This window comes from Neobacillus sp. OS1-32 (assembly GCF_030915425.1).
In the GTDB taxonomy this organism is placed as follows: domain Bacteria; phylum Bacillota; class Bacilli; order Bacillales; family Cytobacillaceae; genus Neobacillus; species Neobacillus paridis.
The window spans coordinates 3,074,792-3,097,578 of the sequence record NZ_CP133263.1; the positions used below are offsets into that span (position 1 = coordinate 3,074,792).

A 22,787-nucleotide genomic window follows, 5' to 3' on the forward strand; every position below is an offset into this window, starting at 1 on the left:
GGGGGACGGTCCTTTAGCAGAGAACCGTCCCCTTTTGTTATTTCCATATGTTCTTTATCGGATTTGCCGTTTTACTTTTTCCGGCATGCTCTAAACCGTAAAGGTCCTCCAGCGTTCTTAAAAGATTGAAGTGGTTTAGCTTGTCCTTGTATTGACCGGGCTTGACCATGGGGCCGACGAAAAAGGTGGCTATTTTATTATTTTGTGAACCATCGTCCTCGTCCCAGGTTACAATCAATAAACTATTATGCTTGTTCGCCCATTGGACATATGGATCGATGTGTTTCCTCAGCCACTTATCTGCTTCCTTAATGGAGCCATCATGCATGTCATGTTGCAGCGTGGGAATGACAAAGGATACCGTCGGTAGTTTCGTAAAGTCCTTAGGAAAATTTGTTAATGGCTGATTAACCTTCTTTGGTACGTTGATAAAATTCACCCAAGGATTATGCTTACGGGCATATCCACCGGGACGAGTAGATTCCCCCTCAAAGCCAGTGGAAGGAAGGTCTTCGGAATAACCGACAAATGTATCATTTTTTGCAAGCAGCTCACTCGCCAAATTATCCGTAGAGAATTTCTTTTTGGGGACCTTATCATCCGTCACACCTTGATTAGACCCGGAGAACAAATCCAAATAGTTAGGCTGGCTGGGATGCTCAATCGCATAAAAGTTTGTCATATTTGCCCCCTGCTGCATCAGTGAATTGATATAAGGAGCTTCTGAATTTCCTTTAATTGCTTTTAGTGATCGATTTTCCTCAACAACTACGACAATATGGTCAATTTTTGGAAGCTTTCTCTCTGTAGCGATATTTTTTTCGGCTGGAGTTTGCTTTTTCGCCTCTTGATTTTGAGCACAAGCCGTTAAAATAACGACAACTATTAAGAACGACATTCCCCACTTTTTAATCAAAATTCTCTGCCTTCTTTCCTTTCATTTTTAATTCTATTATTACCCAAACAACACCATAATGACCAGTTTTTGGCAAAGGGAAATCAATCACTGTATCAAAAAGGGTAAAAGTATATGAAAAGGGAAACATAGGCACCAGCAAAAAGGGCCAGCCATATCCGCTGGAATCACGGCAAGGGGATGACCTTAGACTTATCTAAATGACCAGAATAACCACAAAGTAGATGACCATAGCTACCATACCAATTGGAAAGGCAAAGCGAGCATATTCGCCGCTTGTAATTTTTAACTTTCCGGCAGCAATGATATTCGGAATATTCCCGGGGATTAACATTCCCCCGCTAATCAGAAGACCCATCAAAATATCTTTAATGGTTTCATCATTCATCGCCGGGCTGATTTCTGCTGCTGCCAGCGTGGCATTATCCAAGATGGCTGACACCATATTGATCCAATACATAAGTTTTGGACTTACATCTAGTAGATAGGCCTCAATAAATGGTTCGAATCCAGCGCCAAGAAATGTCAACGCCATAACGAACAAATAAATTTTCAAACTGCGGATGATAATTTCCCCATAAGACTCTTTCTCCGACTTGGTCTCAGTACTGAATGCAGAATCAGCTTGGCTGTAACCTTGTGATTGCTCCTCCAGCTCCATTCCCGCTGCGACTTCAGCCTCACCTGAACCCTTCCGGGGATGGATGAAAAAAGCAGCTAAGATACCAAAAATAATCACAACAGGGATGACAGAAGTTCCGACTAACTTTAATAAATATAGAAATTCCTCATCCAGTTTGCTGACCACAATCGTTGAAAGCGGTTCGCCAATCGGTGTCAGTACAGCACCCAAGCCAATCGCAAAACAGGCCAAGACAACCACACGGACTTCCGACTTGCGATCAAGCCGCAAAACACTCACGACGGCAACAAGAATAATGGCCGCAATAATAGCAGTAATCACACTGGAAAGCAAGCCCAGAGTAATGACAAACAGGGCAATAAACAACCGGTAAGGCATGACACTACTAATCCAAAGGACACCTTTTTCAATCGGAGCCTGGAACCAGCGGAACAAAAGACCGGCAAACAGAACGGCAAGTGTAATGTTGATAGGATGAACGAGTGCTTCCTTTACAAGCGGCCAGGAAAATACTTGACTCACTGTTACCGCCAACAGCCCCATGATAAATAAAAATACTTCCAGGTTGCGCTCGACAAACTTGGTAAAGGGTAAAAATAGTACGAGCAGCAAGATGATGGATAAACCAATGATCATTCGATCACTTCCTCCTTTTGTTTTTTATATAAAAAAAGCCTGCCACCAAAGGGACATACTTCTCCCTTGGTGACAGGCTCCTCCTAAAAAATAAACTCTTTAATTATTAATAATATTATTCTACCTTATCTTGGTTAGAACTTTCAACATCCAGTCAGGTTATATTTTAACATATAGGAATTCAATCGATTCTATTTTTATATCAAACTGATTGAATTAACACAGAACCCCTCCATACCTAAATACTTACATTAATAGACCTAGAGTGTTTTTTAAAATGACTTATTACTCTCCAACCAAGGAAAATTGTCATTAGGACGTTTCCTATCCCGTCAACAATCCATATAACTACTGGATTTGAACTATAACTAGATAGAATAAACGCACTTGGTAAAACAAATAAATAAGATGTTAGTACTGCAATTATGCTTGGTACTTTTGTATCTAGTAAAGAGTCCAAGACCGACAGTAAGAAATATTGCAATGCATAAAATACAAAGAAAGAGATATGGACCAGCATAATATTATACGCCAATTGGAATGCGTCAGTGGATGGTTGGAGTGAAAATAATCTAATTATATATGGTAGTAATATAAAAATAACCAAAATAAAGAATAAATTTATTGGAATTATTTTCCTGAACAATTCAATTATATTTGATTTTAAAGATACAAGTTCAATTTGATTCTGACCTATTTGCTTTGATAGATGTATAGTAATTACTACACAAAATGCTTGTGGCAACATATACATTAGGCTTGAAATCAAATCAGCTACTTGATTACTAGCAATATGTGTAACTCCGCCCCATCCAACAAAAAGAATTAATACAAATGAAGCAAACCAATCATTTACTGTCGTTACACCTTTAGGTATACCTTTAAGGATGACATTCTTTAGGTATTCTTTTTCAATTGTTATTTTTTTACTTTTAAAAAACGAAATAGACAACTCTTTAGAAACGAAAATAACTACTACCAAGAGCATTAAAATTCTTACAATTAGTGTTGAAAGAGCAGACCCGGCAACATTTAATTGAGGAAATCCAAATTTGCCATAAATAAATATCCAATTTAAAAGTACATTTAATAAATTTCCGAAAATAACTGTATAAAGAATAATTTTTGCCTTCTCTAAAATATATACAGTTTGGGCAAACAGACTGTATATTAAAGCAAATATTGATGACCATTTTAGGACTTCAATATAATTTACCACTAAATTTGAAGTTTTAGAAGGTTGGCCAAATAATGTAAAAAAAGCTCCTGTAAAACTACAAATAGTAATTACAATTAGTGAAAATATAAACCCTAAAAATATCATTTGAATTAAACGTGAAAAGAATACTTGTTTATCCTTCCTTATATTTAATCTTGAAATAAGAGGGGTATATATAGAAAATATACCCAAGAAAAACATCATCACTACATTAAAAAAGATTCCTGCCTGCCCCACAGCGCCTAAATTTTCTTCGCCTAAAGGAGCAACCATTAAACTATCTACAATAGTGAATGAAAAATTTACCAAATTATATAAAAAGATAGGAATTGTAGAGTTTATTATTGAGATTGTTGTAAACGACTGTTGTTCAATACGCAAAATCCACTACCTCTTTCTAGGCTTATTAATTCCGCCACCAATATATTCTGATATTTCAAGTTTATAATTGTTTGGATCTATGAAGTATACTGATCTCGAGGAATGGTACTCTACTTCATAGTTATAAAATAATTTCACATTTAATTCGACAAATTTCATACTTGCTTTTCTTTTATCGTTCAAAGCATTTTCCTCCAATAACTGATGGAAAAAGGGCTGGCTGTGGTGGTTCATACATTTACTCCTGTTTAATCCAAGTCAGATTATTACTAAATTTTACATTTTCACCGGGATTAATTACAAATATACACAAATTTTACCATAATGTAAAATGTATTAATAATCACAATATATTTTAATTTTTAGGTTATTTTGTATATCCTTGCTCAATCACTCTTAACCTAAAACATAAAGAATTGGCAGGAGCCCGCAGATGCAGAGCTTCATCCTATTAAAATACTTTCTAAATAGTCATTTAGGAAGATTCCTTGTGGGTCAAGTTCTTGTCTTATGGAAAGGAAGTCTGGGAGCTTTGGGTAGAGGGCGTGTAACTCATCTTTTTCCAGGTTGTGCATTTTTCCCCAATGTGGTCTCCCCTCATATTTTCTCATGATGGACTCCATATCGCGAAAATAGTCTTCATAAGGCATCCCTTTGTATATATGGAAGGCAATGTAGGCAGAATTCCTCTCGTACGCTGGACTAAGCCAAATGTCATCTTCCTTGACCGTCCTGCACTCTATGGGAAAATGAACTTGGTACTGCTGGTCCTCAATACGCTGCCGTACCTCTTGAAGTGCCGATTTGAAATGCTGAAGCGGAATGCAGTATTCTATTTCCCTGAATTTAACCAATCTTGGAGTCGCAAAAAGCTTATAACTATTTGCTGCTATTTTTGTGCTGCCAACCGCCTTAGCAGATAGTCTGCTGATAGAGCGACAACTCTTTGGAAAGGCTCTGCAAAGTTCCGAAAGGATGAAAAATAAATAGTTTTCCAAAATGAGAAGATTAAGACGGTGAAGCAATAAACTTTGAGGCTTTCGTTCGGTAATGTTCATGGTTTTTACCTGGACAATATCTGAATACGGAAATAAATAAAACTCAAAATGGCGGTTCTCTTTCATGTAACGTTCAAGCTGTGGCTCAAACTCAGAGTAGATTACTTTCTCACTTCGATATTCGTACACAAGGCCTTTAATAATTTTTAGTTTGACTTTGACAATAATTCCAAGACTTCCAAGAGAAACGAGGCAGGCCTTAAAATAGCGTGAGTTTTGTTTTTCAGAAACGGTAAGAATTTCACCTGAGGCGGTTACGAGAGTTAATTCCAAGACTTGGGTTGCCAGAGTGCCGAACATCAGTCCCGTTCCATGGGTTCCTGTTGAAATCGCTCCGGCAATACTTTGGACATTGATATCCCCCAGATTTTCTTGTGCATACCCGGCATGACCAAGTGCCTCTCCCAATTGAAACAGCCTGGTTCCGCCCAGAACCGTGACGGTGCTGTTTTGCTTGTCAATCTGTTCAATTCCGCTTAAGGAATCAAGGGAAACAAGCCATTCCTCTGTTTTTACTAAACTCGTAAATGAATGCCCGGCCCCCACCACGCGAATAGTCTTCTTTTGCTTTGATGCTTCTTTCACAATGGCAACAACCTCTTCGACAGAGGATGGATACCATGTTTTTTCCGGACTACTTTCGCATGTACGGGCCCAGTTTCTCCATGGTCTTCCTTGAACTGTTTTCATTAAAGAAAGCATTTCCCTTCCCCCCATAAGTAGGATAACGATCGACAATTCGCCCATCAGCTATGCAAACAATCTCATTAAAACGCTCACAAATTTCCCCGGCTTTGGCCGCCCGGAAAATAACGGCATCGCCAATTTCCAGTGTTTCTTTTTCATAATAAATCGGCGTTTGCACCTCTCCTGCCCCCTCAAATGGCAGGAGTTTGCCGCCTGGCGGATAAACCGGCTGAGGCACCTTATCCTTTCCATGTGGTCCGGATGCAATGTACCCACCCCCAAGGCATGTATAAATAGTGGAAGTCGGCTTCCTTACAACCGGAAGTGCAAAAAATAAGGCGGGTTGAAAGCGAAAATTTTGATAATAATCGAATAACAGCGGGGAATAGAATCCCGATCCGGCAGTCAGTTCGGTAACTACCTCTTCTTTCGATGTCGTGTCAAGGCTCCCCGTTCCTCCGCCATTGACAAAGGCCACCGGCTGCCCTTCCCTTTCTAACGCTTGAACAACCGATTTCCTTCGCGCCACGATTTTAGTTAATGACTGCTTTTTCATAAAAGTGACAGCACGATTTTTTAGATGCTGTGAAGGCATTCTATCGCCTACCCCGGCAATTTGTGCTTCATAACCCATAAGGCCGAGCAGTTTCAACCCAGAGGACTGCTTTATTTTTCGCACAAGCCGGATGACTTCCTCTTCCGTTCTCAATGGAGAGCGCCTTACACCAAAATGCAGGCTGCCGATCATTGTGCTCATATCGACATCAATGCACAGATAGAACATTCCCTTTGCCCTTCCAGCTATCTCCTTTAGGTGATCAATGTGTTGGAGGGAATCAACCATACAAATAATTTGTTTCCGATTCCCATTTAACCGGGCAATTTGAAACAGAGCCTCCGAATCCCAGCAAGGATAGCCTAACAAAATATTATCAAAACCGTTTTCCGTGAGAAAAATAGCTTCATGGGGACTGTAGCACATGAGGCCTTGAAAAACGGAATTCGATTGAAAAATCCTGTTTAAGACAGGAACTGACCGGATCGATTTAGTGGCAATTCTAATTTTTTTACCGTTCGCCTTTGCCGCAATCCTCCGGCAGTTATCATCCAAAGCTTGGACATCTAAAAGCAAAGCAGGAAGGGATATATTCTGGAATAGTTCTTTTGAAAACAATAACGATCACCTCACTTTATTTATCAATGCAAATTCAAATCCTTAAAAATGATTGCCTTGGATTACTGGTTCTTCTAAATGATACTGTCCTTTCCCGGCATTCATGACTAATCGGACAATAAATAATTTATAGAGGAGAAGGTCCCCTTTCTAGCCAACATCTTGTCTTCTGTGATGATCATATGCGGCCACAAAAGGCGGGATTGTTGCCATTACGCATGCACTCGCAGCCTCCTTCAGCCAAGACCGGATAACCGTCAATGCTATTTCTCCGGTTCTGATTCGCTAATAAATCGCATCAATTCGCTAATAAATGACCTGAATTCGCTAATAAAACTATAGAATCGCTAATAAATGTATAAAATCCGCTAATAAGGTGGGACTTTACACTTTTATGAAGTAAAAAAATCAGTAAATGGCTATAAAAATATTTACAAATAACCCCTAAACAAAAAGGCCTCTATTGTTTAATTATTTACATCAATAGAGGCCTTTCCCGCTTAACGAGCCGGGGCACCCGCCAAAATTTATCCCAATCTCGTCCCATTCGGAACCGGCTTTTCGGGTTGTGCCAATACAGGGACAATTCCATCCGCATAGCCGATATCAAAAAGCATTCCTTCAGAAAGCTCGCCTGCCATTTTTCGTGGTGCTAGGTTAACGACAAATAACGCCTGCTGTCCTTCAATTTCCTTTGGATTTTCTCTTTCACCCTTCATTCCGGTTAAAATCGTTCTGGTAAAATCGCCAAAATCCACCGTCAATTTAATTAACTTTCTCGAGTTTTCAACGTCTTCGACCAATTTAATTGTGCCGACACGAATATCAACCTTTTCCAGCTCATCAAACGTAATCACAGGTTTTACTGGTGCTGTCATATAAAGTTCCCCTTTACATATGATATTAACTTTTGGACTCATTTTAAAAAAGAATGGGATAATCAATGTAATTGTAACACTCTTTTTTACTGAAAAAAATCATACTCAGTTCCCTCTTCATTTTTTTTCTCATTCTAAATCAATGCGAGTATCAACCAAACGTTATCCACCTTTAAAGGAAGCATAAGCTAGCTATTCCTCCCTAATTTATTCAATAATTTTCCATAATAAAGGACATTCTATATTTGACATTGGAAAAGAAGGGTGATGATGTTGAAGCATTTTTTTAAAAGGCGGGCGAGGCTTTTTCGGTTTTTTTCATTGTTGCTTATTTTAACGATAACGACATTGTTTTTCTATCAGCCCTCTAAAGGAAAAGAATCTAAGCAGTTAAACCTTAAATATGGTGACAAACCAGGGCAAACTTTGGACATCTACACACCTGCTATCAACAAGAATTCTCCGGCCATTATTTATGTCCATGGCGGTGGTTGGATGAGGGGGGATAAAAGCAATGTCGCGGCAAAGCCTGCCTTTTTTACCAATAAAGGCTATGTATTTGTATCCGTTAATTATCGTCTCGCCCCTCAAGTAACATATGAGGAAATGGCAAAAGATATTGCAACAGCGATTAAATGGATTTACCTTCACGCCGAACCTCATCATATTGACAAAAGGAAAATAAATTTGATGGGACATTCTGCAGGCGGCCATTTGGTCATGCTGATTGGAACAAAACCTAACTTTTTAAATCGGGCGGGTCTTCCTCCGGAAATAGTGAATTCTGTCGTAAACCTAGATGGACCGGTCGATCTCATGAATTATATCCCGAAAAATAAAAAATACAAGCAAGTATTTGGTGACGATCAGCAAGTTTGGCGTGAGGCGTCGCCGATTACCTATGTTGCCCAGCGAAATTTACCGCCGATGCTGCTGGTTGGGCCCAATAATAAATCTACTTCCTCATTTTTAAAAATAGCAAAAAACTCTGGCAACACGTTACAAACATTTACAAGCAAAACATTGACACACCGCGAAATTACAAAACTGTTAGGGGGGAAAAACGGATCAGAAGAGGCGAAAAACATGACTCAGGCAGTGGTGAAGTTTTTAGAAACGCATAATTCAGAGTTAAAAAAGGATGATTTCAGCAAAAGATTCAAAAAGGAATTACTTTTCGGTAAATTATGTTACTATAATAATAAACCCAAAATTGCTGGAGGTAAAAAAATGGTACTGCCAAACTTTGAAGAAAACCTACAAAAATACGCAAAGCTTTTAGTGGCGAAAGGAATTAATGTTCAGCCCGGAGATTGGGTAAAAATGACGATTAACGTTGATCAGGCACCTTTAGCACGGCTTATCACCAAAGAGGCTTATGCCTTAGGTGCGGAAAAAGTCATCGTCAAATGGTCTGATGATGAAATTACGAAACTGCATTACTTGCATCAGCCGACAGAAGTGCTGACGGACATTCCTGATTATGAAATCCAAGAATCCGAAGATCATGTATTAAATCATCGCGTCAGCAGGCTATCGATCGTCTCTAGTGATCCCGGCCTATTGAATGAAGCCGACCCTGCTAAGGTCGCGGCTTATCAAAAGGTAGCCGGCAAGGCGTTCAAAGCGCAGCGGGTGGCGACCCAAAATGATGATTTAAAATGGACGGTTGCTGCGGCTGCCGGAGCCGGCTGGGCCGCTTCAGTGTTCCCAGACCTGAAAACATCGGAGGAACAAGTGGATGCGTTATGGGATCAAATTTTTAAAACCTGCCGTGTCTATGAAGATGATCCTATTGCCGCCTGGGATGAACACAAAAATACCTTGGATGAAAAAGCAACGAAATTAAATGAAATTCAGTTTGATGCCTTGCATTATACAGCACCAGGCACAGATTTAACCTTAGGACTGCCAAAGAACCATATTTGGGCAAGTGCCGGAAGTTTAAATCCAAAAGGTGAAGAGTTTATTGCCAACATGCCAACAGAGGAGGTATTTACCGCTCCTGATACGCATCGCATGGAAGGCGTTGTTCGCAGTACAAAACCATTAAGCTACGCTGGGACCTTGATCGAAGGCATTGAAGTGCATTTTAAAGATGGCAAAATCGTCGATATTTCTGCTGAAAAGGGGGATGAAGCGATTAAGAAGCTGGTGTTTGACAACGAAGGCGGAACCGGCCTCGGGGAAGTCGCTCTTGTTCCGGACCCATCGCCAATTTCACAATCCGGGATCATTTTCTTTAACACGTTATTTGACGAGAATGCCTCCAATCACTTAGCGATCGGGGCAGCATATCCAACGACCATCCAAGGCGGGACAAAAATGAGCGAAGAAGAATTATTAAAACACGGTATGAATACATCTACGGTTCACGTCGACTTCATGATTGGCTCTGACAAAATGAATATCGACGGAATCAAACAAGACGGTACGGTTGTTCCAATCTTCCGCAACGGAGACTGGGCAATCTAACAAGATACAGCACGGGGACGGTTTTACTTCCTTTATGAAGTAGAACCATCCCCGTCTTTTTATTTTAAGTTCGTTCTATCATAAACCGTCCGTCCCGCAACCACCGTTTTTACCGCTTGGGCTTTTAGCATATCCTCTGAGGTGCCGGCAAATAGATCACGGTCAAAAATCGAGAAGTCGGCAGCGTAACCGGGTTTAATCAGCCCGCGCTCGTGCTCTTTACAAATAGCCTGGGCACTGCCGACCGTATACATGCGAATGGCATCAAACCGGGAGATTTTTTCCTTCGGCACATATCCTTCATGCGCGGCATAAGGCCTTTTCCGCTCTACCGCAGCATAGATCGAAGCAATCGGATTAAAATCCTCGATTGGGGCATCCGTTCCTGCGGCACACATAATGCCATGATCTAATAAGGTCTTCCAAGGATAAGCATATTCCAAACGTTCTTCGCCAAGGCGGTCAATGACCCAAGGAAAATCAGATGGAACAAACGCTGGCTGCACATCGACAACTACCGGCAATTTCGCCATCCGTTCGATTAAATCTTCACGCAGAACACAGGCGTGGATTAAGCGGTCACGTTTGCCGCTTGGCGCCGGATACTGCTCAATCACATTGAGAATTTGTTCCGCCCCGGCATCACCAATCATATGTACGGCAACCACTTCATCATATTTACGGGCAAGCTTGACAAGCTCCTCCAGCTGTTCATCAGTTTGCACCAGCAGCCCGTTATGGCCCGGCTGATCGGCATACGACTTGGATAACGCAGCGGTTGAACCGCCTAATGACCCATCCGTGAAAATTTTCATCGCTCCCGGCTCAATAAATGGCGCGTCAAAGTCAAGATTCGCCTGCATCATTTTTTCAAAAACAGTATAGTGTCGAAGCAGGTTTACACGGAAATGATGTTTCTCACCAATAACACGGTGAAAGGCCGTCAGCGGATTATGAAAATCGCCGAAATAGGACATATCTTCCGTATGGGCACCTGTTAAGCCGACCGACAGCATCTGCTCAACCGCAAGGCTTAGCTCCGCTGCCAAAGAATCAATATAGGCTTCTCCTCCCCGGGGAATCGCATTGGTCACGAGGTCTGAGGCTTTTTCATATAAAAGCCCATTTAACTTTCCAGCGGGATCCCGGCCGATCTCCCCTCCGGCAGGTGCCTTACTTGTTTCCGTTATTCCGCCTGCCTGCAGCGCCGCTGTATTTCCAAGAACAACATGATGACAAACCCTAGTTAAAAGGATCGGTCCTTTTCGAATCGCATCAAGTTCAGCCATGGTTGGAATTCGCTTATCAGGAAAATTATTTTCATTCCAGCCTTCGCCAAACAGCCATTGATCAGCAGGTGTTGTCTCCGCTGCCTCCTTGACCATCGCTAACATCTCTTCCGCCGAACGGGCTTTTGTTAAGTCGAGCCGAAGTAACTTTTCTCCTTGAAAAATCAGAATGAAGATGGCTGTCAACGAACCCCGGGTACATGACCGTACCTTGCAAATTGATGCACTCATCTGCCTGGACATGAAGCTCAGCAAACGAGCCGACCGCTAGGATTCTATCATTCTCAACCAGAACAGCTTCAACCGTTTCATTTTCTTTTTCCATCGTGTAAATGGTTCCACCATACCACAGTTGTTTCATTAAAATGATCCCCTCACCGCAATAGTTTCCTTAAATCAGCTGAAAAACCAGCACACATTCAACGGCCCAGCTTATTCAATCTCTTTTCCTTGCCTTAACAGGACCAAAGTGCCCAGCTACCTTTTTCCAAATTCCAAAGATTATAAATGAAAATAAGACACAGCAGAAGAATAACAAGATCTATTCCTATTATAATCGATAATAATGGAATGCTGACAGGAATCAATTTTAAGATATATTTATTTATAGGTTCCTTTAATGCTGATTTTATAGCCCAAATTTACGAGTAAGTTATGAAGCAAATTGACCCGTGATACTTTCATTCTCTTACATATCGATTTCCAGGAGTAAAATTCCTTCCTAAACCACATATATCCTTCGAATAGTTCTTCAGCAGTCATTTGTTTCGGTTGATAGGCAACTCTTGTTTTTCCGTTATATGCACTCCAGTCGTCTGTCAAAAGCCTTCCTTCTCTTTTATACTGTTCATAAACCGGGGTTTTGGGTAACGGTGTCAGAATGCTGACGGTTACCCCATCAATGCCAAGGTGATTGCAGGCATCCAGTGTTTTCTTAAAAACATCGCGGTTATCTGTATCAAAACCAAAAATGATTCCCGCCTGCACTGAAATGCCGTGCCTGTGAATATCGCCAATGAGCTGCTCATACTTTGCAACATTGTTGATCCGCTTGTTCACACTTTGCAGGCTTTCCTCGGAAAAGGACTCAATTCCGACAAAGAAATAAATACAGCCGGATTCTTTGGCAAGCTGCAATAGTTCCTGATCACGGCACCGCTCCAGCGTCACCTGGGCAGCCCAGCGCTTGTTTAAGCCCTTCAACTCTTTCATCAGTGCTTTAGCATACCTGATGTCACCAAAAAAGTTATCATCCCAAAAAACAAAATATTTGCTCTTCATTTGGCGAATATCTTCAATTACTTCAGCAATCGGCCGTGTTCTGAACGAATCATGATAAATTTGTTTAAGGTTGCAGTACGCGCAATGATAAGGGCAGCCTCTTGAGGAAATGACCGCACCTTTTGTAAAGAATCGCTTATGAATTAAATCCCGCCTTGGAATTGGAATTCCAGCCAAGAAAGGGATCTCACCCATCTGATAGAGCTTTTTCTCACATTCGCCATTGTAAAATTCCGAAAGAAACTGTGGCCAAGTTTGTTCTGCCTCGCCAACAATCAGATAATCACAATGCTCCATTGCTTCGTCCGGTAAAAGGGTGACATGCGGTCCGCCAAAGACAACCTTTGCTCCCATTTCCCTGAATTTTTCCGACATTCGATAACAGTGGGCAGCGTTTGAAGTATTCACGGTGATCGCTACTAAGTCAAAATGCCGGTCAAAGGGGGTCTTTTGGTTGTACTCATCCACTAAGGTTACGAGATATTTTTCCTGGTCAACAAAGGCGGCCAGATACGGCATGGTAATCTGGACAAAGTTATTAAATTGCCTTTTTCTAAAGCGATTGATTTCTTGATTCTCCGGAGTAATCATCAATAATTTCTTTTTCACTCTGCATCACTCTTCACTATTGAAATATCTCAGATTGTTATGTATCGTGACCTAACAAAAAATCTATCTTCCATATAGGTTGGGACAACGGCGGTAAATATGATAGTCTTATTAAAAATATGTTTATAACCCTTAGTAAGAGCGTGGCTGACTTACCTACCCATCATTTAGGAGGGACTCTGATGACATCTTTTCAGCTTAATGAAAAAACAGCAGCCTTTTTAGCGAACTATAAACTATTTGAAGACGATGTAATTCAACAGGTTCAATTGCAGCATCGTTTAAGTTTAGTAGAAGCATTTGCGATTCAAACAGGAATGCATGTATTGGAAATTGGCTGCGGTCAAGGCGATACTACCGTTGCAATAGCAGATGCAGTGGGAGAAAATGGCTTTGTTACGGCAATTGATATAGCCAGCCCTGATTATGGTGCACCGCTGACATTAGGCCAATCTGCTGATCGAATTATGAACTCCGCACTAGGAAAACGTATCTCCTTCCAATTCGAAACCGATTTTGACAAATTTGAATCGACTGCACTATTTGACATGGCGGTCCTCTCACATTGCTCATGGTATTTTAAGAGACCGGAGGATGTACTGCATTATTTTAAAAAACTGCGGGGCATGACTAAACGTCTATGCTTTGCAGAATGGGATCTTGACTTTACCAGCATGGCGCAGCGTGCTCATTTTTGTGCGGCTTCGATTCTGGCGTTATATTCAAACTTTATAAATAATGATGGAAATATCCAAAATTTATTTGATAAAACCCAGATAAAACAGCTGTTGAAACAAGCAGACTTTCAAATTGAAAAACAACTTGTAGTTGATGCAACGTATTTGCAGGATGGGCAATGGGAAAAGAGTTACGCCAATAGTATTCGCCAACAATTTAGCCATGCTTTACCAATGATTCAAACATTGGTCAACAGTTATTATGAATTGATGAATACCTCAACTGGAAATGAGCAGTCATTAAATAGTTTCATTCTCTGTGCACACTAAAAATCAAAGATAAGAGAGACTAACCTCTATTTTAAGAAGATTAGTCACTCTTATTTCTAAAGATTCATTTCCATCCCATTGATCCGAAAATATGATTTAAGCAGTTTGTTTTTTCCATCACAATTACCGATTGGGGCAGCCGCTTCCATTACGATTATTTCGCTGTGTCGTATTCCGGCTCTTTCCAGGCGAGTGTGATTCCAACGCCCACCACCAACATCACCGTAGCAAAATAAAAGGGATAATTAAGATTGACATCGAACAAAATCCCGCCTATGATCGGGCCAATCACGTTGCCAATACTTGTAAACATCGAATTCATCCCGCCAACAAACCCCTGTTCGTTTCCGGCAATCCTTGATAAATACGTTGTAACCGCCGGCCGCATTAGGTCAAAGCCAACAAACACAGTGGTGGTAACAAGCAGAATCGTTGCATAGGTGTTGACCACGGTTGTTAAAAACACCAGAACTGTTGAAAAAATAAAACAATAAAGGATTAAGCGAATCTCACCCAGCCATTTGATCAGGGGGCCAAAAAAGACAATTTGAAAAATGGCTCCGAAAATGCCGCTGCCTGCTATAATGATGGCAATGTCCTTTGGCGTAAAGGCAAATTTATGATCGACAAAAAGGGAGAATAACGATTCAAAAGAAGCTAGACCAAACTGTGAGATGAAAATGACCATAAAAGCAATAAAGTACATCGGTGCAAAAATCCGGCGAAACCCTGTTCTTTGTTTGGCCACTTGCTCATTTTCAGTATTTCGTTCCGGCTCATGAAGTAAAAGAAAAGATAAAATCCCGGCAAATAATCCAAGGCCGGCGGCAAAGAAAAACGGCAAGCGGGTTCCAATTTCCCCCAAAAAGCCGCCAAGCCCCGGCCCGAGAATAAAACCTGCTGAAATAGCCGCCGACATATAGCCAAGCGCTTTTGCCCTTGTATCCAATGTGGTAATATCAGCAATAAAAGCCGTTACCCCCGGCATGATAAAGGCTGCACTGACACCGCCGAGCATGCGCGAGACAAACAGAACTTCCACTGTTTTGCCGATTCCGAATAAATACTCCGAAAGTCCAAAAATGACCAATCCAATAATAATGATATTTTTCCGTCCGAAGCGGTCTACCCAGCGGCCTGCTATTGGAGACACAAACAGCTGCGTCAGCGCAAAGGCCGCGACCATATAGCCGACAACAGACCCGGTTATATGTAGTTCATTCATTATCGCAGGGGTAACCGGAATAACAAGGCCGATTCCCAAAAAAGCGATCAATAGGTTCATCAATACAATGACTAATGCCATGTTTTTTTTCATATGGTTCTACTCCTCCAGATAACCATTATAAAGCAATACTAAGATAATTTCATACCTTTTACCTCCCGAACAATACAGTTATTTTTTTGCGGATCATCGCCTTTTACTTGCGGATGGCCATGCTTTACTTGCGCTCTGCTAATCTACTTGCTGATAGAGTACTTTCTTGCGGAGACAATTTTTCCAAAAAAAACACCCAACCCCGGAACTTGGATTGGGCGTTGCGTATTATGATTCCTTCCAAAGAAGAACACCTGCTACCATAATTTTCAAAGATCAATAATATAGTGATGAAGTTCACTATTTTTTACCAACTATAAGCACCAGGACATTCCACTGGCTCATAATAACAATGCTGTTTATATTGTCCTGCAAATGGTTGATCGTACCATGTTGGTGGACATGGGGCATGGGGATTAAAATACCATAAGGCATGTTTAGCCGGGAAATTCCTCCAATAATCTAAGGTTTGTTTGGCCAGTCTTCTCTCAGAACTTCTCGCAGCCTGGTAAAATACATTCCCCTTTTGAACTGCTTCAAAGGAATAGTTTCCTCCTTGTACTTGAAAAATTACCTGTGGAATTGTCCGTAACCCTTTAAAGTCTAAACAATTAGCCTTTACACGATTCACAATTACATTTCCAACAAGCAACATTCCCATTTTTCCTTCACCTTCGGCTTCAGCTCGCATCATCCTTGCCATCAAATCAACATCAGAAGATCTATATTTTGCTCTCGGCATCTTTTTCACCTCTGATTTAAATGTATGATTAAAAGCCTTCAATATGTTAACGGGTTCGGTTAAAACATTATCCTTGGACTTAGAAAAGCGCAAGCGCCTTGATCAGCGGCGTATGGCCTCCTCAAAAAAGCTATCGCTTTTCCTTCGTGCGATGCAAATGCTGTCGAAGCCTTCCTTGTGGAGCGCTCCAACTGAGATAAAGGAAACACGATGCTCCTGCGCCAAAGTCAATTCGAAGAAGAGAATGTTCAGCTCGTCGCAAAGCTACATGATGTTTTTTCATAGAAGCTGCTTTGTTGACTTATCGTAGGGCGGAGAGCGAAGGACACTAGGCGCTGGAGCTGGACAATTCTCAAAGTCGAAAATTTATACTCCCTTATCTTTTAAAAAAGGGAAGTTGTTTGTAATAACCCAACTCCCTTTAATATTAACCTTTTAACAACAATTACTTTCATTACCTAATAACACGAGTCCATTGGCCTCTTGATTAAAATCAAGGGTGAGATTCTCCGTATAGGGCTCAATATCTGGATCAATTGCTACCGTTATTTCATTAATGGCCACTACTTGATCATTCTTAGTCGGCTCCTCCAGAGCCAGTCCTACTTTTGGCTCTGCTCAGCCAAAGCCTGCAAAATAAACACGGATATTTTCAGCATTGTATTGTTGAAACAATTGCTTTAATACATCACGAGCTTGATCTGTGATTATCATTTTTCCATCGCCTTTCTAAAAATTAACTTCATTATATCACTTGGTTCTTATCATAGATAAAGTTTTAATTGTTCATATCCTCTATTCTCTTCGCTCATTAAAGGGACTATTGCACTCTTTTCAGCCAATTCCGCAGTCACTTTCCGGATCCATGCAACTTCTGCATTAGCTCTTCCTTTTAATACAGGATCATTTGTTTCGGCAGCGTTCAGACTCTGGTTAATCACCCACCATTGAGGAATAATATTTGCACGTTTTAAATCGTCCTGCAAACGACCGGCCTCTAAAACCGGGGTCGCTTCGGCTAGGGTAACGATCACCACACTCGTTTCCTTCGGGTTTCTTAAACGAGGCAGCAAATGCTTGGCACTCTCTGGAATATCCCCTGTTGAACGGGCAAGCTCTTTATGATAGGCTTGAGCGGCATCCAAAAGGAGAAGGGTGTGGCCAGTTGGGGCAGTATCAATCACCACAATGGCATCCTTTGAACTAGCAACAACTTCCGCAAAAGCACGAAAAACGGCGATTTCCTCTGTACAAGGAGAGTTTAAATCCTCTTCAATATAGGCAAGTGCTTCTTCATCCAGGTCACCGCTAACTTTAGATAGCACTTCAGACCTGTAAGCCGCAACTTCCTCTTTTGGATCAATTCGACTGATGGTCAAACGGTCATTGAATTCGCTATTTTGAAAAACAAACTCTAAATGGGCAGCAGGGTCTGTTGTCGTTAGGTGCACTTTATGGCCTTTTTCTACTAGCCCTACAGCAATGGCAGCTGCGATCGTGGTCTTACCAACACCACCCTTACCCATTGTAAAAATAACTCTCTTATTGTTGGCAGAAAAATCCTCAATCACTTGATTTAGGCCTGGTAAAGATATTTTCTTTTCGTCCATCTTTGCTTCTGCAACCGGCAGCGTATCCTGTTTAAATAAATGCCGCAGACTTTGAACGCCTGTTAAGGAATATGATACAAATGGCAAGGCATATTTGACCATTTGCTTTAAGTCGGCAGGTGTTTGTCTTATTGCATGCTGCTGCCGCTGATAAACTGATGAAGAAAGTTGATCATCAGATAGATACGACTGCATTAGCCCATTAATGATCAAAGTTTGATTGGAAATACCAATTTCTTTTAATTCCTTAGCTGCTCGACTGGCTTCAAGTAGAGATGACTCATCAGGTCTGGCAACAAGAATCAACATTGTCTTTGCTGGATCAGAAAGTGCCCTCATGGTTTCCACATAGATTTCCTTCTTTTCGGATAATCCTGAAAGCGGACCGAGGCATGAGGCACCATGGGTACTTTCGTCCAAAAAGCCGCTCCAGGCGGTTGGTAATTGCAATAGGCGAAGTGTATGCCCAGTTGGAGCTGTATCAAAAATGATATGATCATAAGCATTCACAACTCTTGGGTCTGCAAGTAAGTTGGTAAATTCATCAAATGCCGCAATTTCAACCGTACAAGCACCTGATAATTGCTCCTCCATGGTCGCCACTACTGTATCAGGAAGTTTTCCGCGATAAGGCCCGATAATTCTGTCCCGGTAAGCCCTTGCGGCTTCTTCCGGATCAAGATTACAAGCATAAAGGTTAGGAACATTGGGTATTGCTATTGGAGCATTCGTTAGCTCCACTTCCAGAACATCCTGTAAATTTGAGGCAGGATCTGTACTAACAAGCAAAACTCTGTTTCCTTCGTCCGCTAAGCCTACAGCTGTTGCACAGGCGGTTGAAGTTTTCCCGACGCCGCCTTTTCCTGTAAAAAATATGAACTTTGTATCCGCAATCACTTTCAGATTGAAGGATTGAAACATGATTTCCCACTTCTCTCTTATTTTGATGGTTTTAAATCAATGGTCAAACGTGGTTTTGGCTTTTCGGCAAGTTCCTCCACTTTTACCCCAAACCATTCAGCAAATTCTTCATTGGTTGGGTAGGCTCCAATTTTTGCTGTTTTTCCCTCAACCAAAGTAACCGGAAGTGAATCTGGGCCCTTTTCATGAAGGATTTTATTTACCTCCTCGTTCTCAACAAATATTCCTGGTTCTGTTCCCAGGTTATATCGTTTAATGTCATATCCTCTCTTCTCCAATAAAAAGATGGCCGTTGCTACTCTCGTTAACTCTGGATTAACATTTGGACCGCATACACCTGTTGGGCAACATAATGCCGGGTCAAAAATCTCTACTTTACTCATTACTGTCCCTCCTATAATTATATAAGTATTTACTTATATGAAATCAATAATCAAAGCCATGAGTATTGAATCACTCAGCTATTTAATTACTTACCCGTTTCGCCAAAGCGTTTTACCCGATCTTCAATTTCGTCACGGACACGCAGGAAAACCGCTTAACAGCCACAACGAAGCGTTGGATTGCTTTTTTCAATTTGTTTGATTTTCTCTGTCTGTTCAGGAACATGCTCTAAAATATCTTCCATAAGTCCATATAGTTCACTATTCTCATTTAGGGAATAGTAAATCCATTGGCCCCTTCGTTCTTCCTTAACCATCCCTGCATCTTTTAATTTACGGAGATGCTGGCTTATCGATGGCTGGCTCATGTCAAAGACCTCCTGAAATTCACAGACACAGCATTGTCGTTGTTTTAACATGGCCACAATCGTTAAGCGTGTTTTATCACCTAATAATTTCAACATATTTGCGGCATGTTCTATTTCCACCAAAGATTTTTCCATGGTATACACCTCTTCTCAAGCAACATAAATAAATAATTATTTACTTATATAATAGAAAAATATTCAATGGATTTCAAGACTTAAAAATGGGAGAACGTAACAACAGTACGCCTCCCAATTCTTTTTCATTGCCATAAAAAAATTTTCCCTATTATTTCCTGGAATTTCACATAAATCTTTACAGCCTGACGCTGTACCAATGCGATTTTTCCGTGGCTTGTTTTAATAATCGGGTTACTAAAATCAGCTTCAAGTGAAGTTAGGGATTACAATATTAAACTCTCCCCTTGGCAAAAAACCAGACACAAAATGATCGCGTTAAATAAAACGAAAGACAGATAGAAATCCAGGAAATATACCATTCCCAATGTATGTATTTGATGAGATCAGTGTATTTTTCAATCACCACTTCAGCCATTGTCAACACAGAAGTATATCCAACATAATACCCTATTTGAATAAGTTTGCTTCGGTCGTTTGGATACCAAACATTAAAGGCGGCACAGATGACCGGAAAGGCATAATACTCATAGGTGAAGCTCGTCCGACTGACAGAGGAAAAAAATCGAATAGGGTATTCAAGCAGCCCCAGCTGTACGACTACTAAACCGATAAGGAAGGTAATAATCTGTTTAAACAAAAAGGCCACGACTGCAAGCCGTATTTTATTTTTCGGTATGAAGAAAAGAATTCCGGTTGCAACTGCGTACACCGCTAATAAAATCCACCATTCTATTCTCATGAGGGCCTCCCGTTTGTTTGAAACAAGGCTTCATCCTTATAGAACCAATTGCAGCAAGCTTGACTCACGTAATTGAGAAAGCCAATGTAAATCCACATCCCATACCACGTCAATAATTGATATTCTAATAAATCTGTATATCTCTCAAGCATAATATCAAACAGCGTCGTGCCAGTAGCCCATACAAAAAAGTAGATAAATCTATACCATAGACTGCTCTTTGGTTGATAATGGACGTAATATATGGCAAATAATACTGGATAAAAAAAATAATTAATTGTCAGAGGAAGATCGGTCGCTTTTGGCAGCTCCCGTACAGGGGCACTTAACAAACCATATTTAAAGGAAGGCATGTCACAAAGCCAAATGACCGCTTGAGACATCAAGAATGCCAACAGTCCTTTGCGCCATTCTTTGCGTGGAATAAACAGAAGAAAAGCAATAAAGCCAAACAGCCACATGGCTAACAGAATCAAATGCTCCATCATCATACCTCAGAAATCCCCCTCTCCTAAGTAAACTATTATGAACATTATAGTATTTTCCTTTTTCTTAAATCGTATTCAATAACACTGGGAGCAAAATAAGGGAGTTAATCAAGCGGAAAGCGTACAAAGAAAAAGGTTGTCTAAAAAGAAGATTCCCTTTAGACAACCATCATTTAGATGGATCGGTACCCGTATCGTTCATCGTTGAATTCTTCCCTTTAACCTGCTTTAACGTCGCTACGATAAGAAAGCTAACAATCACTAATAAGAGCCAGGAACTCACCTTACCGAGATGAACGGGACTCCATACTTCGGTTTGATTTGGATATTCCCAAGCTCCAAAGAACGTTGCGATATTTTCAGCAATCCAGATAAAAAATCCAATGAGTACAAAAGAAAGTGCAAGTGGCATGCGGTATCGAGTTCTATCAACCTCGTATGTGACCCATGATTGCCAAAAGACAATTATGACAAGCCCGGATAACCACCAGCGAACATCAATCCAATAATGGTGGGTGAAAAAATTTAAATAAATCGCAGCGGCAAGAAGCACCACCTGCACAAATGGTGGCCACTTCACCAGTTCAACCTTCAGCCTCCTCCATGCCTGGCAAAGATAGCTCGCCACACTTGCATACATAAATCCGCTATATAAAGGAACACCAAAAATTTTGAAATATCCTTCCTCAGGATAAGACCAGGAGCCCATATGTGTCTTGAAAATTTCAAGTGCAAGTCCAATGAGGTGGAACAAGGTGATTACCTTTAGTTCATCCCGTGTTTCCAACCCAGAACGTACCATCACCCACTGCATCAGAAGACAAATGATGAGCAGCCAGTCATACCGGGGCAGGAAGGGAAGCGGGAGGATTTTTGTAAAAGCCAACGAGGCAAAAATTACAACTGGAAACAAACAAGATAAGGCCTGCTCCCAGCCAAAACGAACGAGTTGCCTTAGTGCTCTCACGGTTTGAGCCTTCAGGGTTTTTCTCTGAGAATTACTTTGGATGGTTAAATTCAAAAATAGCTCCCCCTTTATGAATTTTCGGTGCCAGCATCACTTCGATATTCTAAAATATCGCCAGGCTGACAATCTAAAGCCTTACAAATTGCTTCTAAAGTTGAGAACCTGATTGCCTTTGCCTTTCCATTTTTCAATATCGAAAGGTTAGCCATCGTTATTCCAACCCTTTCCGAAAGTTCTGTTACGCTCATTTTTCTCTTTGCCAGCATCACATCAATATTGATAATTATCGCCATTGTTTTCACCTCAGACCGTTAAATCATTTTCTGATTTTATATCTATAGCTTCCTGTAAAAGTCTTTGAAGAACGGCAGCAAAGACGGCGATCACAATAGAACCAAAGATAATGATCAATCCAATTACTATAATACCTGGGGCATCGTCTTTCTCCGCCATGAGATAAAACAGTGGCATGCCTGCTACATACAAGATACTGATGGTGATGGCACAGTTTTTTATTTTTTTTAAAGCCATTACAGAAATTTGCGAGAAGGCTTTGTTCTTGTCAATATAGTGTAAAAGTTTAAAAGCCTGATACAAAGCAAAGTAAAAAGGGATCGCCGCTCCATACATGACAAGTAAAACGAGATATTTCATAAAAGCAACATCCGGATACAATTCTGCTGTAAACTTGCCGATCTTCGGCACCAAAAAGATGCACAAAGCAAGCACAGGGATTCCAATAAGAATAACAGCAATTTTTAAAAAGAGTGTTGATCCTCGTCTCATCAAAAGCACCTCGATAGTTTATTTATCAATATTTTACCCTTATATTTATCGATTATCAATAAATATTTATCATT

General features: G+C 40.8%; 21 protein-coding genes and 2 pseudogenes. 4 read left to right on the top strand and 19 right to left on the bottom strand.

Features of this window, described 5'->3' with window-relative positions; genetic code table 11:
* Window positions 1-37 precede the first annotated feature (37 nt).
* The 5 genes from RCG24_RS15220 to RCG24_RS15240 form a co-directional block, all read right to left on the bottom strand.
* Entirely contained in the window at window positions 38-916 is an 879-nt protein-coding gene (locus RCG24_RS15220) for an alkaline phosphatase family protein (protein WP_235887956.1), read from the bottom strand.
* Between the two features lie 196 nt (window positions 917-1,112).
* A complete protein-coding gene (locus RCG24_RS15225) occupies window positions 1,113-2,195 on the bottom strand; it encodes a DUF1646 family protein (protein ID WP_202653269.1) in 1,083 nt (360 codons plus the stop codon).
* A 238-nt stretch (window positions 2,196-2,433) separates the two neighbouring features.
* Window positions 2,434-3,795 carry an MATE family efflux transporter gene (locus tag RCG24_RS15230; RefSeq protein ID WP_202653268.1) on the bottom strand — a complete coding sequence of 454 codons (1,362 nt, stop codon included), beginning with the start codon at window positions 3,793-3,795 and terminating at the stop codon, window positions 2,434-2,436.
* A 443-nt stretch (window positions 3,796-4,238) separates the two neighbouring features.
* The gene (locus tag RCG24_RS15235) at window positions 4,239-5,543 is read right to left on the bottom strand and encodes a D-arabinono-1,4-lactone oxidase (protein ID WP_308079194.1); all 1,305 of its coding nucleotides are present in this window, start codon (window positions 5,541-5,543) and stop codon (window positions 4,239-4,241) included.
* Window positions 5,488-6,714, bottom strand: coding sequence for an amino acid deaminase/aldolase (locus RCG24_RS15240; protein ID WP_308077417.1), 1,227 nt, complete (start codon window positions 6,712-6,714; stop codon window positions 5,488-5,490). The genes RCG24_RS15235 and RCG24_RS15240 overlap by 56 nt, the downstream gene beginning before the upstream one ends.
* 178 nt (window positions 6,715-6,892) lie before the next feature.
* Here RCG24_RS15240 and RCG24_RS15245 point away from each other — a divergent pair.
* A pseudogene (locus RCG24_RS15245) lies at window positions 6,893-6,988 on the top strand (SDR family oxidoreductase); the annotation flags it as partial.
* A gap of 253 nt (window positions 6,989-7,241) precedes the next feature.
* On the opposite strand, the gene RCG24_RS15250 reads toward RCG24_RS15245, so the two are convergent.
* On the bottom strand, window positions 7,242-7,592 hold the full coding sequence (locus tag RCG24_RS15250) for a hypothetical protein (protein WP_202655592.1): 351 nt from the start codon (window positions 7,590-7,592) through the stop codon (window positions 7,242-7,244).
* Between the two features lie 270 nt (window positions 7,593-7,862).
* Here RCG24_RS15250 and RCG24_RS15255 point away from each other — a divergent pair.
* Together RCG24_RS15255 and RCG24_RS15260 are read left to right on the top strand one after the other, a co-directional pair.
* Window positions 7,863-8,519, top strand: a pseudogene (locus RCG24_RS15255) (alpha/beta hydrolase fold domain-containing protein); the annotation flags it as partial.
* Between the two features lie 303 nt (window positions 8,520-8,822).
* Complete coding sequence (locus RCG24_RS15260) at window positions 8,823-10,067, top strand: aminopeptidase (RefSeq protein ID WP_235888241.1); 1,245 nt, start codon at window positions 8,823-8,825, stop codon at window positions 10,065-10,067.
* Window positions 10,068-10,126: 59 nt separating this feature from the next.
* On the opposite strand, the gene RCG24_RS15265 is transcribed toward RCG24_RS15260, so the two are convergent.
* The 3 genes from RCG24_RS15265 to RCG24_RS15275 form a co-directional block, all read right to left on the bottom strand.
* Window positions 10,127-11,461, bottom strand: a complete 1,335-nt coding sequence (locus RCG24_RS15265; protein WP_374049101.1) for an amidohydrolase — start codon at window positions 11,459-11,461, stop codon at window positions 10,127-10,129.
* The gene (locus RCG24_RS15270; RefSeq protein WP_308077420.1) at window positions 11,418-11,717 is read right to left on the bottom strand and encodes an imidazolonepropionase-like domain-containing protein; all 300 of its coding nucleotides are present in this window, start codon (window positions 11,715-11,717) and stop codon (window positions 11,418-11,420) included. The genes RCG24_RS15265 and RCG24_RS15270 overlap by 44 nt, the downstream gene beginning before the upstream one ends.
* Window positions 11,718-11,956: 239 nt before the next feature.
* Window positions 11,957-13,246, bottom strand: coding sequence for a B12-binding domain-containing radical SAM protein (locus RCG24_RS15275; protein ID WP_308077421.1), 1,290 nt, complete (start codon window positions 13,244-13,246; stop codon window positions 11,957-11,959).
* Window positions 13,247-13,428: 182 nt separating this feature from the next.
* On the opposite strand from RCG24_RS15275, the gene RCG24_RS15280 reads away from it, so the two are divergent.
* Complete coding sequence (locus tag RCG24_RS15280; RefSeq protein WP_308077422.1) at window positions 13,429-14,253, top strand: class I SAM-dependent methyltransferase; 825 nt, start codon at window positions 13,429-13,431, stop codon at window positions 14,251-14,253.
* A gap of 154 nt (window positions 14,254-14,407) precedes the next feature.
* On the opposite strand, the gene norA is transcribed toward RCG24_RS15280, so the two are convergent.
* From norA to RCG24_RS15330, 10 genes are all read right to left on the bottom strand, one after another.
* Window positions 14,408-15,571 carry a multidrug efflux MFS transporter NorA gene (norA, locus tag RCG24_RS15285; RefSeq protein ID WP_202655605.1) on the bottom strand — a complete coding sequence of 388 codons (1,164 nt, stop codon included), beginning with the start codon at window positions 15,569-15,571 and terminating at the stop codon, window positions 14,408-14,410.
* A 307-nt stretch (window positions 15,572-15,878) separates the two neighbouring features.
* Window positions 15,879-16,313, bottom strand: a complete 435-nt coding sequence (locus RCG24_RS15290; RefSeq protein ID WP_202655606.1) for a cell wall hydrolase — start codon at window positions 16,311-16,313, stop codon at window positions 15,879-15,881.
* A gap of 764 nt (window positions 16,314-17,077) precedes the next feature.
* The gene (gene arsA, locus RCG24_RS15295) at window positions 17,078-18,844 is read right to left on the bottom strand and encodes an arsenical pump-driving ATPase (protein WP_308077423.1); all 1,767 of its coding nucleotides are present in this window, start codon (window positions 18,842-18,844) and stop codon (window positions 17,078-17,080) included.
* Between the two features lie 17 nt (window positions 18,845-18,861).
* Complete coding sequence (gene arsD, locus RCG24_RS15300) at window positions 18,862-19,227, bottom strand: arsenite efflux transporter metallochaperone ArsD (RefSeq protein WP_202655608.1); 366 nt, start codon at window positions 19,225-19,227, stop codon at window positions 18,862-18,864.
* 155 nt (window positions 19,228-19,382) lie between these two features.
* Window positions 19,383-19,730 carry an ArsR/SmtB family transcription factor gene (locus RCG24_RS15305; RefSeq protein ID WP_202655609.1) on the bottom strand — a complete coding sequence of 116 codons (348 nt, stop codon included), beginning with the start codon at window positions 19,728-19,730 and terminating at the stop codon, window positions 19,383-19,385.
* 274 nt (window positions 19,731-20,004) lie between these two features.
* Window positions 20,005-20,472, bottom strand: coding sequence for a CBO0543 family protein (locus RCG24_RS15310; protein ID WP_308077426.1), 468 nt, complete (start codon window positions 20,470-20,472; stop codon window positions 20,005-20,007).
* Entirely contained in the window at window positions 20,469-20,963 is a 495-nt protein-coding gene (locus tag RCG24_RS15315) for a CBO0543 family protein (RefSeq protein ID WP_308077427.1), read from the bottom strand. Before RCG24_RS15315 ends, RCG24_RS15310 begins: the two co-directional genes overlap by 4 nt.
* Window positions 20,964-21,129: 166 nt before the next feature.
* Window positions 21,130-21,927 (bottom strand): DUF817 domain-containing protein, encoded by a 798-nt coding sequence (locus RCG24_RS15320; protein ID WP_308079195.1) that lies wholly within the window; start codon window positions 21,925-21,927, stop codon window positions 21,130-21,132.
* Window positions 21,928-21,995: 68 nt separating this feature from the next.
* On the bottom strand, window positions 21,996-22,220 hold the full coding sequence (locus tag RCG24_RS15325) for a helix-turn-helix domain-containing protein (protein WP_308077428.1): 225 nt from the start codon (window positions 22,218-22,220) through the stop codon (window positions 21,996-21,998).
* A 10-nt stretch (window positions 22,221-22,230) separates the two neighbouring features.
* Window positions 22,231-22,713, bottom strand: coding sequence for a DUF2975 domain-containing protein (locus tag RCG24_RS15330; RefSeq protein WP_308077429.1), 483 nt, complete (start codon window positions 22,711-22,713; stop codon window positions 22,231-22,233).
* Window positions 22,714-22,787 lie beyond the last annotated feature (74 nt).

Bases quoted from the DNA above. Each gene is read 5' to 3' on its own strand.
- RCG24_RS15305 (WP_202655609.1), bottom strand. From the start codon at position 19,730: ATGGAAAAATCTTTGGTGGAAATAGAACATGCCGCAAATATGTTGAAA.
- RCG24_RS15265 (WP_374049101.1), bottom strand. From the start codon at position 11,461: ATGTTAGCGATGGTCAAGGAGGCAGCGGAGACAACACCTGCTGATCAA.
- arsD (WP_202655608.1), bottom strand. From the start codon at position 19,227: ATGAGTAAAGTAGAGATTTTTGACCCGGCATTATGTTGCCCAACAGGT.
- RCG24_RS15315 (WP_308077427.1), bottom strand. From the start codon at position 20,963: ATGATGATGGAGCATTTGATTCTGTTAGCCATGTGGCTGTTTGGCTTT.
- RCG24_RS15325 (WP_308077428.1), bottom strand. From the start codon at position 22,220: ATGGCGATAATTATCAATATTGATGTGATGCTGGCAAAGAGAAAAATG.
- RCG24_RS15280 (WP_308077422.1), top strand. From the start codon at position 13,429: ATGACATCTTTTCAGCTTAATGAAAAAACAGCAGCCTTTTTAGCGAAC.
- RCG24_RS15310 (WP_308077426.1), bottom strand. From the start codon at position 20,472: ATGAGAATAGAATGGTGGATTTTATTAGCGGTGTACGCAGTTGCAACC.
- RCG24_RS15250 (WP_202655592.1), bottom strand. From the start codon at position 7,592: ATGACAGCACCAGTAAAACCTGTGATTACGTTTGATGAGCTGGAAAAG.
- arsA (WP_308077423.1), bottom strand. From the start codon at position 18,844: ATGTTTCAATCCTTCAATCTGAAAGTGATTGCGGATACAAAGTTCATA.
- RCG24_RS15330 (WP_308077429.1), bottom strand. From the start codon at position 22,713: ATGAGACGAGGATCAACACTCTTTTTAAAAATTGCTGTTATTCTTATT.
- RCG24_RS15290 (WP_202655606.1), bottom strand. From the start codon at position 16,313: ATGCCGAGAGCAAAATATAGATCTTCTGATGTTGATTTGATGGCAAGG.
- RCG24_RS15260 (WP_235888241.1), top strand. From the start codon at position 8,823: ATGGTACTGCCAAACTTTGAAGAAAACCTACAAAAATACGCAAAGCTT.
- RCG24_RS15270 (WP_308077420.1), bottom strand. From the start codon at position 11,717: ATGAAACAACTGTGGTATGGTGGAACCATTTACACGATGGAAAAAGAA.
- RCG24_RS15235 (WP_308079194.1), bottom strand. From the start codon at position 5,543: ATGAAAACAGTTCAAGGAAGACCATGGAGAAACTGGGCCCGTACATGC.
- norA (WP_202655605.1), bottom strand. From the start codon at position 15,571: ATGAAAAAAAACATGGCATTAGTCATTGTATTGATGAACCTATTGATC.
- RCG24_RS15225 (WP_202653269.1), bottom strand. From the start codon at position 2,195: ATGATCATTGGTTTATCCATCATCTTGCTGCTCGTACTATTTTTACCC.